Annotated in this window: 15 protein-coding genes; 9 read left to right on the top strand and 6 right to left on the bottom strand. The window is 35.7% G+C overall.

Annotated elements, in window-relative coordinates:
- Window positions 1-63 precede the first annotated feature (63 nt).
- The 3 genes from accC to aroQ all read right to left on the bottom strand — a co-directional run bounded on the left by accC (window position 64) and on the right by aroQ (window position 2,422).
- Complete coding sequence (gene accC / locus GQS55_RS16635; RefSeq protein WP_159821557.1) at window positions 64-1,410, bottom strand: acetyl-CoA carboxylase biotin carboxylase subunit; 1,347 nt, start codon at window positions 1,408-1,410, stop codon at window positions 64-66.
- A 23-nt stretch (window positions 1,411-1,433) separates the two neighbouring features.
- Window positions 1,434-1,877: an acetyl-CoA carboxylase biotin carboxyl carrier protein gene (gene accB, locus GQS55_RS16630; RefSeq protein ID WP_159821556.1), complete on the bottom strand. Its 444-nt coding sequence runs from the start codon at window positions 1,875-1,877 to the stop codon at window positions 1,434-1,436.
- Between the two features lie 95 nt (window positions 1,878-1,972).
- Complete coding sequence (gene aroQ / locus GQS55_RS16625; RefSeq protein WP_159821555.1) at window positions 1,973-2,422, bottom strand: type II 3-dehydroquinate dehydratase; 450 nt, start codon at window positions 2,420-2,422, stop codon at window positions 1,973-1,975.
- A 520-nt stretch (window positions 2,423-2,942) separates the two neighbouring features.
- On the opposite strand from aroQ, the gene GQS55_RS16620 reads away from it, so the two are divergent.
- The 3 genes from GQS55_RS16620 to GQS55_RS16610 are packed head-to-tail and all read left to right on the top strand — an operon-like array spanning window position 2,943 to window position 6,995.
- A complete protein-coding gene (locus tag GQS55_RS16620) occupies window positions 2,943-3,341 on the top strand; it encodes a hypothetical protein (protein ID WP_159821554.1) in 399 nt (132 codons plus the stop codon).
- Window positions 3,319-4,545, top strand: coding sequence for a TonB-dependent receptor (locus tag GQS55_RS16615; RefSeq protein WP_159821553.1), 1,227 nt, complete (start codon window positions 3,319-3,321; stop codon window positions 4,543-4,545). Before GQS55_RS16620 ends, GQS55_RS16615 begins: the two co-directional genes overlap by 23 nt.
- 17 nt (window positions 4,546-4,562) lie before the next feature.
- Window positions 4,563-6,995 carry a bifunctional diguanylate cyclase/phosphodiesterase gene (locus GQS55_RS16610; protein ID WP_159821552.1) on the top strand — a complete coding sequence of 811 codons (2,433 nt, stop codon included), beginning with the start codon at window positions 4,563-4,565 and terminating at the stop codon, window positions 6,993-6,995.
- Window positions 6,996-7,094: 99 nt separating this feature from the next.
- Here GQS55_RS16610 and GQS55_RS16605 read toward each other — a convergent pair whose 3' ends face one another.
- Both GQS55_RS16605 and cutA read right to left on the bottom strand, forming a co-directional pair.
- Window positions 7,095-9,041 carry a protein-disulfide reductase DsbD gene (locus tag GQS55_RS16605; RefSeq protein ID WP_159821551.1) on the bottom strand — a complete coding sequence of 649 codons (1,947 nt, stop codon included), beginning with the start codon at window positions 9,039-9,041 and terminating at the stop codon, window positions 7,095-7,097.
- A 10-nt stretch (window positions 9,042-9,051) separates the two neighbouring features.
- The gene (gene cutA, locus GQS55_RS20330) at window positions 9,052-9,255 is read right to left on the bottom strand and encodes a divalent cation tolerance protein CutA (protein ID WP_159822949.1); all 204 of its coding nucleotides are present in this window, start codon (window positions 9,253-9,255) and stop codon (window positions 9,052-9,054) included.
- Window positions 9,256-9,470: 215 nt separating this feature from the next.
- On the opposite strand from cutA, the gene GQS55_RS16595 reads away from it, so the two are divergent.
- The 4 genes from GQS55_RS16595 to GQS55_RS16580 all read left to right on the top strand — a co-directional run bounded on the left by GQS55_RS16595 (window position 9,471) and on the right by GQS55_RS16580 (window position 13,777).
- On the top strand, window positions 9,471-10,022 hold the full coding sequence (locus GQS55_RS16595; RefSeq protein WP_159821550.1) for an FxsA family protein: 552 nt from the start codon (window positions 9,471-9,473) through the stop codon (window positions 10,020-10,022).
- 293 nt (window positions 10,023-10,315) lie between these two features.
- Window positions 10,316-10,606 carry a co-chaperone GroES gene (locus GQS55_RS16590; protein WP_159821549.1) on the top strand — a complete coding sequence of 97 codons (291 nt, stop codon included), beginning with the start codon at window positions 10,316-10,318 and terminating at the stop codon, window positions 10,604-10,606.
- Window positions 10,607-10,680: 74 nt separating this feature from the next.
- Window positions 10,681-12,333: a chaperonin GroEL gene (gene groL / locus GQS55_RS16585; protein WP_159821548.1), complete on the top strand. Its 1,653-nt coding sequence runs from the start codon at window positions 10,681-10,683 to the stop codon at window positions 12,331-12,333.
- Between the two features lie 235 nt (window positions 12,334-12,568).
- A complete protein-coding gene (locus GQS55_RS16580) occupies window positions 12,569-13,777 on the top strand; it encodes a tyrosine-type recombinase/integrase (RefSeq protein ID WP_159821547.1) in 1,209 nt (402 codons plus the stop codon).
- 10 nt (window positions 13,778-13,787) lie between these two features.
- Here the strand turns inward: GQS55_RS16580 and GQS55_RS16575 are convergent, their stop codons facing one another.
- On the bottom strand, window positions 13,788-14,633 hold the full coding sequence (locus tag GQS55_RS16575) for a hypothetical protein (protein WP_159821546.1): 846 nt from the start codon (window positions 14,631-14,633) through the stop codon (window positions 13,788-13,790).
- A 109-nt stretch (window positions 14,634-14,742) separates the two neighbouring features.
- On the opposite strand from GQS55_RS16575, the gene GQS55_RS16570 reads away from it, so the two are divergent.
- Together GQS55_RS16570 and GQS55_RS16565 are read left to right on the top strand one after the other, a co-directional pair.
- Entirely contained in the window at window positions 14,743-14,931 is a 189-nt protein-coding gene (locus tag GQS55_RS16570; protein ID WP_159821545.1) for a helix-turn-helix transcriptional regulator, read from the top strand.
- On the top strand, window positions 14,932-15,297 hold the full coding sequence (locus GQS55_RS16565; protein WP_159821544.1) for a hypothetical protein: 366 nt from the start codon (window positions 14,932-14,934) through the stop codon (window positions 15,295-15,297).
- Window position 15,298: the final 1 nt, after the last annotated feature.

Here is a 15,298-nt window from a genome sequence, read left to right as displayed (position 1 = left end):
GCTAGGAAAAAAAAAGCTCTGCAAATGCAGAGCTTTAATTATTTAGTGTTCAGCAAGAATATTTTAAGCAAATTCAGCAAGTCTCTTTTCTAAATAGTGGATGTTAGCACCACCATTTACAAAACCTTGATCATTTAATATATCTTGATGCAAAGTGATATTGGTTTTAATACCGTCTATCACAAGCTCTGAAAGTGCATTACGCATACGTGCAATAGCTACGTCACGATTATCACCCCAAGTGATCAATTTACCAATCATAGAGTCATAATGAGGAGGCACTGAGTAGTCAGCATAGATATGCGAATCCCAACGAACACCTAAACCACCTGGTGGGTGAAAGCGCGTAATTTTACCCGGAGAAGGGATAAAAGTACGTGGATCTTCAGCATTAATACGACATTCAATTGAATGGCCTGAAATTTTAATATCATCCTGAGTGTAAGATAATGGTTGTCCAGCAGCTATACGTAGTTGCTCTTTAATTAAATCTACACCAGTGATCATCTCTGTTACAGGATGTTCAACTTGAATACGCGTGTTCATTTCAATGAAATAGAACTCGCCATTCTCATATAAAAACTCAAAAGTACCAGCACCACGATAGTTAATTTCGATACAAGCATTACAACAACGCTCGCCAATTTTGGCTCGCATTTCAGGTGTTATACCTGGGGCAGGAGCTTCTTCAACTACTTTTTGATGACGACGCTGCATTGAACAATCACGTTCACCTAAGTGAATTGCAGAGCCTTGACCATCAGCCATGATTTGAATTTCAACATGACGAGGGTTTTCAAGGAATTTCTCCATGTAAACCATGTCATTTTTAAAAATGGTACCAGCTTCTTTCTTCGTTAAGGCAATGGAGTCTATTAATTCTGCTTCAGTACGTACAACACGCATGCCACGACCACCACCACCACCGGCAGCTTTAACAATTACAGGGTAACCAATGCGTTTAGCATGGGCTTTATTTGCTGCATCATCGTCATTTAACGGACCATCAGAGCCAGGAACACAAGGTACACCTGCAACTTTCATTGCTCTGATTGCGGCAACCTTATCACCCATAATACGAATGCTTTCAGCTTTTGGACCGATAAAGGCGAAACCTGATTTTTCAACCTGTTCAGCAAAGTCAGCATTTTCAGCTAAAAAACCGTAACCAGGATGAATAGCAACTGCATTAGTTACTTCTGCTGCGGTAATAATCGCAGGAATATTAAGGTAACTATCGGGAGCAGGAGCCTTACCAATACATATGGTTTCATCTGCTAATAATACGTGCTTTAAGTTTTTATCAGCAGTGGAATGCACTGCAACAGTTTTAATACCAAGCTCTTTACAAGCTCGTAGTATTCTTAAGGCAATTTCGCCACGGTTGGCGATAACAACTTTATCTAACATGGAATGACCCTTTTTGGTTGGGCTTATTCAATGATGAATAGCGGTTGATCAAATTCAATAGCATCTTCATTGTCTGCTAGTATTTCTTTGATAACACCTGATTTATCAGCTTCGATTTGATTCATCATCTTCATTGCTTCAATAATACATAATGTATCACCAGCATTAACATGTTGACCAATTTCTGCAAAGGCAGGAGAGTCTGGAGATGCTGAAGCGTAGAAAGTACCAACCATCGGAGAGCGTACAACATGACCAGATAATACTGGAGCTGCTGCTTCATTTACCGAAGTTACTGCTACCGGTGCAGCAACTGGTGCTGAAACAGGAGCTGCATGCATTATAGGTGCAGCTGCAGGGGCGCCACGGCATATACGAACTGATTCTTCTCCTTCAGAGATTTCTAGTTCATTAATGCCTGACTCTTCCACTAACTCGATAAGTTTTTTGATCTTACGAATATCCATTTTATTTACCTTATTTCAATTTGCTTTAATTAATATGAAATTAGTTATAAATAACTAATTATTATTGTTGTTTATTACAGTTAATAACTGTAACTTTACGTTTTATTCAACCAAGCTGCTGCAGATTGAAGTGCATAACTATATCCATTTGCACCTAACCCACAAATCACACCGGTTGCAACATCAGACAAATAGGAATGATGTCTAAATTCTTCTCTTGCATGCACATTAGATAAATGTACTTCAATAAATGGTATATCTACTGACAATAAAGCGTCACGAAGCGCGACACTTGTATGTGTAAATGCAGCAGGATTTATAATAATAAAATCTACTTTTTTATAAGCTTGATGTATCGCTTCTATGAGCAGATGTTCAGCGTTAGATTGCAAGTGAGAAAGCTTAATCTCTTGCGCTTGTGCTTGCTTTGCTAATGCTTCAATTATTTCGTCTAATGTTTGTGCGCCATAAATTTCAGGCTCACGCTTACCTAACATATTTAAATTAGGTCCATTTAACACCAAAATCTCAAACTTAGTACTCATCTTCGCTAAAAACACCTTAAAGTTGATATTACCTACAATAATTACATAAAATAATAATATTGTGAATAAAAAAACGTTTTTTTTATTATTGACGATTATTATAGTGTTTTCGCAGAATATAGCAGCAAAATACTGGTCTTATCTCTTTGCTGACATAAAAAATGGTTATTTTTATAATTGTTTACTACACTCATAAGATAAATAGTGATAATTAATACACTGTTTTTAAAGGGATAGTTGAAATAGTTACTTAATATAAACAATACCTTGCGGTTTTTATTTATTATTAGCAATAACAAAGTATTAGTTGTATTAAACAAGTGTTTTCTGATATCTTATCAATGTATTTTGGATTTTATTTAACATTTTCAATTAACTATAAGTTTTATTTATAGTTAATACCAATTACCGTGATTATTAAATCCCCCGCTTAATAGTTGGTAAATATTTAACAAAAATTCATTTTGAATATTGTTAGGTATAGAAGGATTGTATTATCAAAACACCTTACTTTTTATATTTGCTTATATTTTTAGGTTGTATTAGTTCAACTGCTTCAGCTGTTGAAGTAATCGCGCATCCTAATGTTAGCGAAACTACATTAACCACTTCTCAATTACGACGTATTTTTACTATGCGTCAAATACAGTGGGCCGACGCTCAAAGAATTACTGTTTTTGTTTTGCCCCGTCAACATGCGCTTCATTTAACTTTTAGTAAAGAACGTTTACAAATGTTTCCTTATCAACTTGACCGCATATGGAATAAATTAACTTATTCTGGGTTAGGGGTTGCACCTATTACCGTTAATACAACTGAAGAGCTTCTAGAAGGCGTTCGAATGACACCCGGTGCAATCGGTTACGTTGAAAAAACTCAAGGAATGGAGGGTGTACATGTTATTAAAATTACAAACTAAAGTGGTAAGTTTACCTATGGAAAAATTGTTTCTTGGGGCATTAATTACTCTATGTTCATTTATGTTTGCAATTGATGCTGTAGGGCAAGATTTCCAATATCATGGTTTTATTGCACAAGGGATCATTGATGTTGAAAACAGTGATTTTGTTGATGATGATGGCGCAGTATCGCCTAAACTAACAGAAGTAGGTTTTAATGCTTCCTACCAGTTAAACGATAATTTAAGGCTAGCAGGTCAAGTCGTATACTTAAATGGTGGTAATAGATACGCTGAAGATGTTCGTATTGATTACGCTTTATTAGATTGGTCAGTATATAAAAGCGAAAGCTGGCAAGCCAATCTTTATTTAGGCCGCTTTAAAAATAATCATTGGCTTTATTCTAGCTCTAGAGATATTCCATTTGCTCGACCTAGTATTATTCTACCACAATCAGTTTATTTTGATGGGTTTCGAGATATTGCCGTTGGCGGCGATGGGGCGGCACTTAAAATAAGTCATAGTGATGATGACTATGGAAACTTTGACTTTAATTTGAGTTACGGTACGTCGATAATTTCAGATAAACAGGGTGAAATTATCTTAGGTGATCAAATTAAAGGTTCACTAGAACAAAATTATGATTTTCAAACTAGCTTATACTGGCAACCTAGCTTTTCCTCGTGGCGGTTTGGTATATCTTATTTAGATTCTGTTTTTAGTTATAACGCAATGGACTTTAGCGACATATTTTTTGATGGTGAATTTTCTTTTAAATTTTACACTATGAATGCTTTATATGAAGGAGAGCGTTGGGAGCTTAGTGGCGAAATTTATCAAGAAGTATTTGACTCCCAAGGCTTTTATACTCCTACATATAATAAAGCACCCGTTGGGCAGGGAATGTATGTACAGTCTCGATTTAAGGTGAGTGATGAATTAACCTTGCTTGCTCGCTATGAAAATTTTTATAATGATCGAGATGATAAAAATGGAGAGGCAATGTCAGAGGAATTTGGTGGCCTTATTCCTGCTTACTTTGGTTATCATAGAGATAGTGTTATTGGTTTGTCATACGATTTTTCTAGTAATTTAAGGTTAAGACTTGAATACCACTGGCTTCAAGGCGGTGGTAGACTTACCCCAGTTGTTTTACCTAATCCAAGCGCCAATGATCATAAAAATTGGGAACTTTGGGCTATGCAGCTGATGTATTGGTTCTAATTGAGAAGTTATTGATAATGAAAAGATTTATTAGTGTACCAACGAAGTTATTAATATTGATAGTATCAATATTACTTATTTTAGCGGTTGGTTTTTCTGCCCTTTCTTTATCGCGACTACAAGATGATTATAAACAATATCATCAAAATACGTTAGCGCAAGGCCAAGCTCAGTTTGCCTTACACAGTGATATTCTTCGCTCTAAAATGAATGTTTGGCTTGAATCCTTTTCTGAGATAACTAAGTTTTCACAGCAGCAAGATTTAACTGTTTTTGCAGAACAGCTTGCTAATCAATTTGATGGTTTGCAACTTAATCTAAATATAGAAAATGTTTGGTTAGTTGATGCCAATAAAAAGTCACTTTTTGAAACCTCAACGATACCTGAATTCGCACAAAATAATATTGATCACGTTCTGAAGCTTCAAAGCCCAAACCATCAAGTGCTATGTCAACAAGAGTGCTATTTATTACTCAGTGTTCCTTTATTGAATAATCATGGTGACACGTTAGTGATTACTATGACAGCTAGCCTTGTTGATATGCTGTACGCAATTAACACATCATTAAATAGTGATGTAGCCGTCGTGAGTGTTTCTCTAAAATCTAGAGAAAGAAACAACAATATTGAAGTTATATCTTCTTCTAATATGGATCTCACCATATCTTTGCTTAATGCCAATCAGGAAACTAATTTAGATTTCGTTCTTGAATATGGCTTGCAAATAGACTTATTTGATAGAAGCTACTTAGTGAATTTGTTACCGTTAGCAAATAATAGCGAAAAAGAATTTTACTTATCATTAATAGATGATGTAACCGATTTCGAAGAACAAAGTGCCAAATATAGACAACAATTATTGATGTCACTTAGCGCTATATTCTTTGTGTTAGCACTTGTGCTTTATGGCATGGCTAGACTGTTTAGTAAACGTTTATTAAGCTTGTCTGGTGCATTGCCTTTACTTGCAAATAAAAGATTTGATCAATTTAGAGAGGTTAAATTTAAAAGACCTATTTTATTTTCTGATGAATTAGACCTTTTAAGTGATTCGGCCTTAGAGCTTAGTTATGAATTAGAACAATTAAACCTTGAAGTAGAGCAGAAAACAAAAGAATTAGAAAATATTGCAATGTACGATTTACTTACCGGTTTGCCTAATCGCAATATGTTGAATTATCAGTTACGTAAGTCAATAGCCAATATTGGGCGTTACCCTGGTGGTGTTGCTGTTTTATTTCTAGATTTAGATGACTTCAAAAAAGTAAATGATAGTAACGGGCATACAGAAGGCGACAAACTGTTGATCCAAGCGGCAGAGCGTGTACGTTTAAGTGTGGGTAAAATGGATTTAGCTTGCCGTTTTGGTGGTGATGAGTTTGTTGTGGTGTTAGGAGGCTTAAGTTCGGTAAATGAAGCCATTAATATCGCAGAGCAGTTATTAGCCGAGTTTAAACAGCCAATAAAGTTAGGTTCAAGCATTTTTTATGTTTCTACTAGTATTGGTATTTCATATACAGAGTCTAGTAAGGAAAAGGCCGAAAATTTAATTGCGCATGCCGATATTGCTATGTATGAAGCGAAAGACAATGGCGGTAGCCAATTCCATATCTATCATCAAGAGATGTTTCAGCGGGTTGCCCATCGAGTTATGCTAGAGGGAGAAGTTCGTCAAGCGCTTGCCAAACAACAATTTAGCTTAAGCTTACAACCGCAATTACGTGCTACAGATAATAAAATATATGGCTTTGAGGCTCTTCTACGCTGGAAACATCCAGAAAGAGGCATGGTTTCACCTGAAGATTTCATTCCTATTTTAGAAAACTCTCAGCATATGATTGAACTGGGCTATTGGATTATTCATCGATGTTTTGAACTAGCGGTGATGATTAGAGAGCAAGGCTTAACTGATGTTAGAATTGCCATTAATTTATCAGCGGGACAATTTATTGATAAAGATTTACCCGGTTTTCTAAAAAATTTATTGGATGAATTTTCATTATCTGCAGACATTTTCGAACTCGAACTAACAGAACAAACCTTAGTAAAAGACATCGACCATACCATTGTGATGATGGACCGTTTAAAGGTGATGGGATTTAGCTTCGCAATTGATGATTTTGGCACGGGGTATTCTTCATTAGCTTATATTAAAAAAATGCCTATTGATGTGATTAAAATAGATAAAAGCTTCGTTTTTGGTATGTTAGAAAATCATGCTGACTATCAAATTATTATGTCAACTATTGCGATGGTAAAAAACTTAGGGTTAACAGTTATAGCTGAAGGCGTCGAAACAGCTGCACAACTGCGAAGTTTAACTGAAAACAATTGTGATTTAATTCAGGGGTATTACTTTTCAAAACCAGTGCCAGAGATTGATTTAATCGCGTTTATTCAAGAATATACTCACAATGGATACTGGAAAACACAAGTTGGGAAAGATTAGGAAAAGCAGTATAATTTAGTATCGTTAGTCACTATCAACTACCAGAAATAAACGGGTAGTTGATATTGTTCTGAACTCGCAACTCGCAGAGCCATCTCGTTAAAATATCGCTTTGATATGCTCACTGAACTCATCTGCTTTCATAAATCCAGTAACACGCTGTAAATTCAATTCATTGCCGTTCAAATCAAAAAACAAAATAGACGGTAGTCCAAAAACATTAAAATGATCCATTAATTCAATATTTTGCGGCAAGCTTGTTTCGGTTAAATCAACTTGTAGTAAAACCGAATTAGCAAGTGCTTGTTGTACGTTGTGATCTGGAAAAGTGTATTCTTCAAATTCTTTACAGGCAACACACCAGTCAGCATAGAGATCTAACATAACTGTTTTACCTTGCTTATTTGCCTGTGCAACAGCTTCATTTAATTCATTTAAGGTGCTAACTTGACTAAAATGTTGAATTTTATTTTCTTGATGAATTATTGACTGTGTGTCGCCATTGTTTGAATTATTACTACCAATCATAGTGATATTTGACGTACTACTATTAGGAGTAAATAGCTGATAAAGCATGTTAGCCCCCCAAAATAGCATTAAGAAAATGAGTAATGAACGTAAGCCGAAGGCAAAACTCTTAGTTGTTTTCTCCGCTGACTGCGCAGCCGTATTGATATTGGCAACATATAAATAAGTGGCTGAGCTTAATATCAATAATGCCCATAATACATCACTGGCAATTTCAGGAATAAATCGCTCTAATAAAAATATTGGAACAGCGAGTAATAATAGACCGAAAATATTTTTTATAATATTCATCCAGGCGCCAGCTTTCGGCAGTAATTTCCCGCCTGAGCTACCTAGCACTAATAATGGTAACCCCATGCCTAAACTTAATGCATACAATGCAGAGGCACCTAATACAACATCACCTGTTTGTGAAATATATAATAAAGCACCGGTTAAAGGTGCGGTTGTACAAGGAGAAGCAACTAAACCAGAAATAACGCCCATCATTATTACACCAGCAACAGACCCGCCTTTTTGTTTATTACTTAAACTATTTAAATAATTTTGCCAACTAGCAGGTAGGGCTAAGTTGAATAAGCCAAACATGGATAAGGCTAAAAAGATAAACAAAATACTAAGGGCAACCAATACATAAGGATGCTGAAAAATGGCCTGGAATTGTGCGCCAGCAAGCGCAACAACTACACCGAGTAAAGTATATGTAACCGCCATACCTTGCACGTAAAAGAACGATAACGTAAATGCTTTCTTGGTAGTTAAAGGTGTTGAATTATTATTACCAGCACCAACAATAATACCCGTTAAAATAGGGTACATTGGAAATACACAAGGGGTGAAAGATAATAATAACCCACCTAAAAAGAAAGCAACTAACATTAATAATAAGCTCCCTTGTTTTAACATATCAACGAGTTGATGTTGTTCGCTAACCGTTGAGTTTTCTTGATTTTGTGTTGAAGACGTTTCAGCCATATCACTGTTTAACGCTGATAAGACAGCAGCAGACGTTTTATTTGTTGTTTGTTCTAATACTTGATCTAATGAAACTTGCTTCTTTGTTGGAGGATAACATAAGCCCTTATCAGCACAGCCTTGATAGCTAACCGTAATGACAGCGTTTTTATCAGCTTGCTCAATGTTAAGGGTAAAACTTAATGAGGTTTTATAAATCTGTTGCACGCCAAAAAATTCATCTTCATGCTCTATACCCTGTGGTAAATCTATTTCTGCTATACGGGCTGTATCACTCGTAAATTTAAATTGATGGCGATAAAGGTAATAACCTTCGCTGATATCAAAGTTAATATGGAGTAAATTTTCATCTTGATCAAAGTTAAAAATAAAGGCTTGATCTACCCTTAAAAACTCATTGTCATTACTAAATAATGATGGACCAGAGGTGTCAAAAATAGACTGCTGTGCATTAGTAACGGCAGAGCTTAAACCTACGAGTAGAACAAAAAACATAATAAATGTTCTAATCGAAAAGTTTAAAGATGATGATGGATTTTTCATTAATACTACTTTAATTTTCACTGATCCAGTTTAAATAGTGCTTATTGCTTTGCTGGATATTCAAAGCAATCACTTCAATTACATTCGTTTCAGCTACATTGTAGCGATGTAGGTTACTAATTCGAGCATTTAATTGTATCAAATTATCGCTTTTAGTTTTTATTAATAGCTGTAATTTATTTTTATACCGATACTTCTTTCGCTTATCATTCAGTAATTACCATGCCGTTATTGCTTTGATTAAAAGCCTATTAGCAATAATAGTGGCTGATATTGGAAGGTCATATTTATATTCACAGCAAATGATAAGGTAGCATTAGTTTCTTAAAAAAAAGTTAACAACACTAGAGTTAAGTAAAGTAAAAGTCATTTACGCTTGAAAAAGACCTGTTTAACCCAATATATCTTACAAAGAAAACAGGAGTCTTTATGTTTCGCTTATTATTTGCATTATTTATTATCATACCTATTATAGAAATCACTGTGTTAATGCAGGTTGGAGAGCTAATTGGAGCTTGGCCAACTATTGCTATTGTGATTCTTAGTGCCTGGCTTGGCGCTAAATATGTACGTCATCAAGGTTTAGCTACTTTGCAATCGGTACAAACTAAAATGGCAGCAGGCGAGATGCCTTCTGGCGAGATCGTGACTGCTTTAGTTTTATTAGTAGCCGGAATACTTTTAGTGACGCCAGGTTTTGTTACCGATATTTTTGGTTTGTTACTACTTATACCTAATATTCGAGAGGCATTAGCGAACAAAGTACAAAAGCATATAAAAACTAGCCAAGGTAGCGGGTTTGGTGAAAATACACATTTTCATGCCTCTAGCTTTACCCAAGAAAGTGGCCATATCTATGAAAACGAAGTTGATATTGAAGTAGATAAGGCAGCCGTATTTACACAGACTAAAGCCATTTCTTCTGATAAAGATCATCAACAAGGTGAAACCTTAGAAGGTGACTTTAAGCGAAAAGACTAACTACAAATATTAATATGCTTTTTTGTAGTCGCTATATTTTTAGTTTTTTTGTTAAATTCATTCTTAATAGATAACCTATTGATTTAAATATTTTATTGGAATGTAGAACTATCATTTCAAGATATAGCCAATTGAATGTTAATTTATAATTTTCAATTGGTTGCAAGGCTTTAAAACAGAGTTAAAGTTAAATAATTAAAAAAATACCGTAAAGACTTGTGAAGTATTTTTTTAACCCCATTAATTACACACAAACATATTTGTTATAACCAATAATTCTCAGGAGAAAATAAATGAGCATTCGTCCATTACATGATCGCGTAATTGTAAAACGTAAAGAAGTTGAATCTAAATCAGCCGGTGGCATTGTGCTAACAGGCAGTGCAGCAGAAAAATCAACTCGCGCTGAAGTCGTGGCTGTTGGTAAAGGTCGCATCTTAGAAAATGGTGATGTACGCCCATTAGACGTAAAGATTGGTGACCAAGTGATTTTCTCTGAAGGTTACGGTATGAAAACTGAGAAAATTGATGGCGAAGAAGTATTGATCCTTTCAGAATCAGACATTTTAGCAATTGTTGAGTAAGCTCAATAATTTAAGTATTTAATTTGATGTAGAGCATTGCTCCATCTAAATTCACAAAAATAGGAAGAAATAACATGGCTGCAAAAGACGTATTATTTGGTAACGACGCTAGAGTAAAAATGCTTAGAGGCGTAAACATTTTAGCTGACGCGGTAAAAGTAACATTAGGCCCTAAAGGTCGTAACGTTGTATTAGACAAATCTTTTGGTGGTCCAACGATCACTAAAGATGGTGTAAGTGTTGCTAAAGAAATTGAACTTGAAGATAAGTTTGAAAACATGGGCGCACAAATGGTAAAAGAAGTTGCGTCTAAAGCGAATGATGAAGCTGGTGACGGTACAACTACTGCTACTGTTTTAGCTCAAGCTATTGTTAATGAAGGTTTAAAATCAATTGCTGCGGGTATGAACCCAATGGACCTTAAGCGCGGTATTGATAAAGCTGTTATCGCTGCTGTTGCTGCGTTGAAAGACCTTTCTTCACCAGTAACTGACAACAAAGCGATTGAGCAAGTAGGTACTATTTCTGCTAACTCTGATGAAACTGTTGGTAAAATCATTGCAACAGCAATGGAAAAAGTAGGCACTGAAGGTGTTATTACCGTTGAAGAAGGTCAAGCGCTAACAGATGAACTTGATGTTGTTGAAGGTATGCAGTTTGATCGTGGTTACCTATCACCTTACTTCATGACTAACCAAGAAAGTGGCACAGTTGAATTAGAAAACCCATTCATTCTATTAGTTGATAAAAAAGTTGCGAATATTCGTGAATTATTAACGACTTTAGAAGCCGTAGCTAAAGCAGGTAAGCCTTTACTTATTATTGCTGAAGATGTTGAAGGCGAAGCATTAGCGACATTAGTTGTTAACAACATGCGCGGCATTGTTAAAGTTGCAGCAGTTAAAGCACCTGGTTTTGGTGATCGTCGTAAAGCTATGTTACAAGATGTAGCTACATTAACTGGCGGTACTGTTATTTCTGAAGAAATCGGTATGGAACTTGAAAAAGCAACATTAGAAGATTTAGGTCAAGCAAAGCGTGTAATTATTTCTAAAGACAACACCACGATTATTGATGGCGTTGGCGAAGAAGCTGACATTCAAGCACGTGTTGCTCAAATTCGTGGTCAAATTGAAGATTCTTCTTCAGATTACGACAAAGAAAAACTTCAAGAACGTTTAGCTAAATTAGCTGGCGGTGTTGCAGTCATTAAAGTTGGCGCAGCCACTGAAATGGAAATGAAAGAGAAAAAAGCCCGTGTTGAAGATGCATTACATGCAACTCGCGCTGCAGTAGAAGAGGGCGTTGTTGCCGGTGGTGGTGTAGCGCTTGTTCGTGCTGCTGAAGCAATTAAAGATCTTGAAGGTATTAACGAAGATCAAACACACGGTATTAACGTAGCTATTCGTGCAATGTCTGCTCCATTACGTCAAATTGCAACTAACTCAGGTGACGAAGCGTCAGTTGTTTTAAATGAAGTACGTAACGGTAAAGGTAACTATGGTTACAATGCTGGTAACAGCACTTACGGTGATATGTTAGAGATGGGTATTCTTGACCCAACTAAAGTAACGCGTTCAGCACTTCAATTTGCTGCATCAGTTGCTGGTTTAATGCTAACTACCGAAGCAATGATCACTGACGCACCAGTTAAAGATTCAGGCGGCTCTGCAATGCCTGATATGGGCGGCATGGGCGGTATGGGTGGAATGGGCGGCATGATGTAAGCCTCCCACCCCGATATCATCGAGTTTCATTCGATATCAAAAAAGCCCGTAAAACTATGTTTTACGGGCTTTTTCTTTTTTATTTGCTTTCATAGGCAATCAATTACCCTCATGTAATTTCATTTCCTTGAGGGTATAATCAAGGGTATGTCCCCTTGCATGTGATCAAGAAATGTATCTATAATTACCCTATACCCTTAAATATACCCCTGTTAAGCAATGTAGAGTAATTCATATGACAATATTAGCTCGCGATATAAATGGTTTTACATGTCCTGAAAATAAGAAACAAGCTAAGGAGTTTGACTCTAAAGGTTTGTATTTATTGATAAAATCAAGTGGTTCAAAATTGTGGCGCTTTAGATATATTTATAATAGTAAAAATAAAGAAATGGCTTTAGGGAAATACCCCTCTATAAGCTTAAGTAAAGCAAGAGAAGGGGCTGATAATGCGCGTATCCTGCTATCACAAGGGATAGACCCTATGGTAGAGAGAAAGACGGTAAAAAAAGCTTCAGAGGTTAGCGATAAGACCTTCAGTGTCGTAGCATTGAATTGGTGGGGGAAACAACAGTCTTCATGGAGCGAAGACCATGCAAAAAAAATCAAACGTTGGATCACTGAAGATGCTAAAAAATTGTGTTCTTTAGCTGTAGATGAAATAGATGCAGGGCATATCACGGAATTAATGCTAGAAATTGAATATTCAGGTAACCTGAAAAAGGCACCTGTAATTTTGTCTGTACTGAATAGGATTTTTGGTTTTGCTCTAGGGCATAGATTAACAAGAACAAACCCTGCTCAAGGTTTAGCTTTGAGGGATATCATCAGTCCTATACCAAAAGCTAAATCATTTTCTGCCATTATTAACTCTAAACTGCTGGGAAAATTAATATTCGATGTAGACACTTTGCCATCAGGAACTTTTTGTACAGTTGAAGCATTAAAACTAATTCCCAGAGTATTTTTACGGCCAACAGAGGTTAGAAATCTAAAGTGGGAGTATATAGACTTTGAAGCTCGTCTAATTCGTATACCTGCTGAACATATGAAAAAAGAACGGATGCATTTAGTCCCCATGGCGACTCAAGTTATTGAACAATTAATATCTATTCAAGAAGTAACAGGCTACTCACCATTTGTTTTTCCAAGCTTAAGAAATAGTAACAACCCGATTAGTAAAAATGTTATGACAAATAGATTAAGAACATTGGGTTATACAGGTGACGTTATGACTACCCACGGATTTAGAGGCACAGCATCTACGACTTTAAATGAAGAGGGGTGGGATGAAGACCATGTAGAAATGCAGCTAGCACATCTTACTGGAACTGAAACTTCACGAGCGTACAACCATGCTAAATATCTACCTAATAGAAAAAAAATGATGCAATTCTGGGCTGATCATTTAGACCAATTAAAAACAGAATACACCATTGTCTAAACTAGGATTTTTATGCTTCTGTTAGGTAAGTACTGTACCAATCAAATGCATCTTTAATAAATGTAATATCTAGCCATAATGAATTGGGGATTCCCATTTCGTGTTCGAAGTTTTCAATAGCGTTTATGCCATGCTTCACAAACAATACTTTAGCCAAATTATGATATTTATATTCTTCAGTTAAAAATTTGGCAGAAATTACTTCATATGCAATATGTATATATAAGTTATTAACTTCTGATTTTGGAAATCCATTATGAAAAGCATCGATATTTGGCAGAAAAGCACGTAGTTTTCTGTATTCTGCAAGCCAATTATTTGACTGGAGGCTTTCGATATCTTCTTCTGTCATGGCTACAAGATCATATTCGTAACTAGGTGGTTCATTTTCGTAAATAATTTCACCAATCACATTTTTATGAATGAAGTGCGTATCGTCGGGTTTTTCAAAACATTCAATTAACTCTTCCTTAAAGTTATTTAAAGCTTCTTCAGGTGATTTAGCAGACATAACATTAAATAATGATTTCGCCCCATATTTAAAAAAGAATTCACTGCCTGCTACCAATTCATCAACTTCGTTTACAAATTTTAGACTGGGAGAACTTTTCCCTAAAAAATAACCACTCCACTTTTTTACGTTGTTGTTGTTTTCATAAAGTATATCGTATGCCCTATCTTGTTTTTTGGAGCCTTTATAAAGATCAAAAATTTCATCTATTCGATATTTATTTTCTGTAAAGGCTGAACGAGCGGACTTATAGTTAAACATCTCCTCTGGAGAAGACACCCCCCATACATCAAATATTAAACGACACCAAAAAGCCGCTTTTAGCCCATTAACTTCAACTGACATATCACAAACCTTAATTAAAGTATAGTCATGGGTTTATACAACCCATGTTTATCTTGCCTGATTCTCTCACGTTATTCTGGTCTCGTAAATTCAACTACGAGGAAAAAACATGAAAGAAAAATTAATTTTAAATATCAATGATATAACAACATTGATTGGGAAGAGTAAATCGACCTTGTTCCGGTGGGTAAACGCAGGGATTTTCCCCAAACCAATGAAGCGTGGAAACCACTTCATTGGTTGGAGAAGAGAAGCCATAAATGCTTGGTTAGTGGAATGTGAACAGGAGGTCGCGTAAATGGATAATCTAATATCTAGAAATGAGCAGTTAATAGCTGTTGTGCTTCCGCTTCTTGAAAATAACTTTAATGATGTTCAAAGTATCTTTTGGATATTAGCGCTTGTATCTATTGAAGAGGATAATTCTTCAGAATTTAGTATTGATGAAATAATTGATATTTTAAAATATTCGGTAAAGTTAAATTCAGAAGACATTACAGCAGAAGAGTTAGTTAACGCTGATGCTTTATTGTTGTCTTACGCAGCATACATTGTATACCAGCTACCAGATTTTGACGAAACTAGCGGCTACAGCTTGGTAAAGATGGGAATTAATGAGGAAACTATTGACGCTTCGTTAACACAAATGGAAGGAGATAAATAAT

Source organism: Colwellia sp. 20A7 (assembly GCF_009832865.1).
Lineage (GTDB): Bacteria > Pseudomonadota > Gammaproteobacteria > Enterobacterales > Alteromonadaceae > Colwellia.
This window is presented reverse-complemented; position numbering and strand designations above follow the sequence as displayed.

What these genes read in the sequence shown, in the direction of transcription:
- accC (WP_159821557.1), bottom strand. Translation starts at nt 1,410, where the DNA reads ATGTTAGATAAAGTTGTTATCGCCAACCGTGGCGAAATTGCCTTAAGA.
- accB (WP_159821556.1), bottom strand. Translation starts at nt 1,877, where the DNA reads ATGGATATTCGTAAGATCAAAAAACTTATCGAGTTAGTGGAAGAGTCA.
- aroQ (WP_159821555.1), bottom strand. Translation starts at nt 2,422, where the DNA reads ATGAGTACTAAGTTTGAGATTTTGGTGTTAAATGGACCTAATTTAAAT.
- GQS55_RS16615 (WP_159821553.1), top strand. Translation starts at nt 3,319, where the DNA reads ATGTTATTAAAATTACAAACTAAAGTGGTAAGTTTACCTATGGAAAAA.
- GQS55_RS16610 (WP_159821552.1), top strand. Translation starts at nt 4,563, where the DNA reads ATGAAAAGATTTATTAGTGTACCAACGAAGTTATTAATATTGATAGTA.
- GQS55_RS16605 (WP_159821551.1), bottom strand. Translation starts at nt 9,041, where the DNA reads ATGAAAAATCCATCATCATCTTTAAACTTTTCGATTAGAACATTTATT.
- GQS55_RS16595 (WP_159821550.1), top strand. Translation starts at nt 9,471, where the DNA reads ATGTTTCGCTTATTATTTGCATTATTTATTATCATACCTATTATAGAA.
- GQS55_RS16590 (WP_159821549.1), top strand. Translation starts at nt 10,316, where the DNA reads ATGAGCATTCGTCCATTACATGATCGCGTAATTGTAAAACGTAAAGAA.
- groL (WP_159821548.1), top strand. Translation starts at nt 10,681, where the DNA reads ATGGCTGCAAAAGACGTATTATTTGGTAACGACGCTAGAGTAAAAATG.
- GQS55_RS16580 (WP_159821547.1), top strand. Translation starts at nt 12,569, where the DNA reads ATGACAATATTAGCTCGCGATATAAATGGTTTTACATGTCCTGAAAAT.
- GQS55_RS16575 (WP_159821546.1), bottom strand. Translation starts at nt 14,633, where the DNA reads ATGTCAGTTGAAGTTAATGGGCTAAAAGCGGCTTTTTGGTGTCGTTTA.
- GQS55_RS16570 (WP_159821545.1), top strand. Translation starts at nt 14,743, where the DNA reads ATGAAAGAAAAATTAATTTTAAATATCAATGATATAACAACATTGATT.
- GQS55_RS16565 (WP_159821544.1), top strand. Translation starts at nt 14,932, where the DNA reads ATGGATAATCTAATATCTAGAAATGAGCAGTTAATAGCTGTTGTGCTT.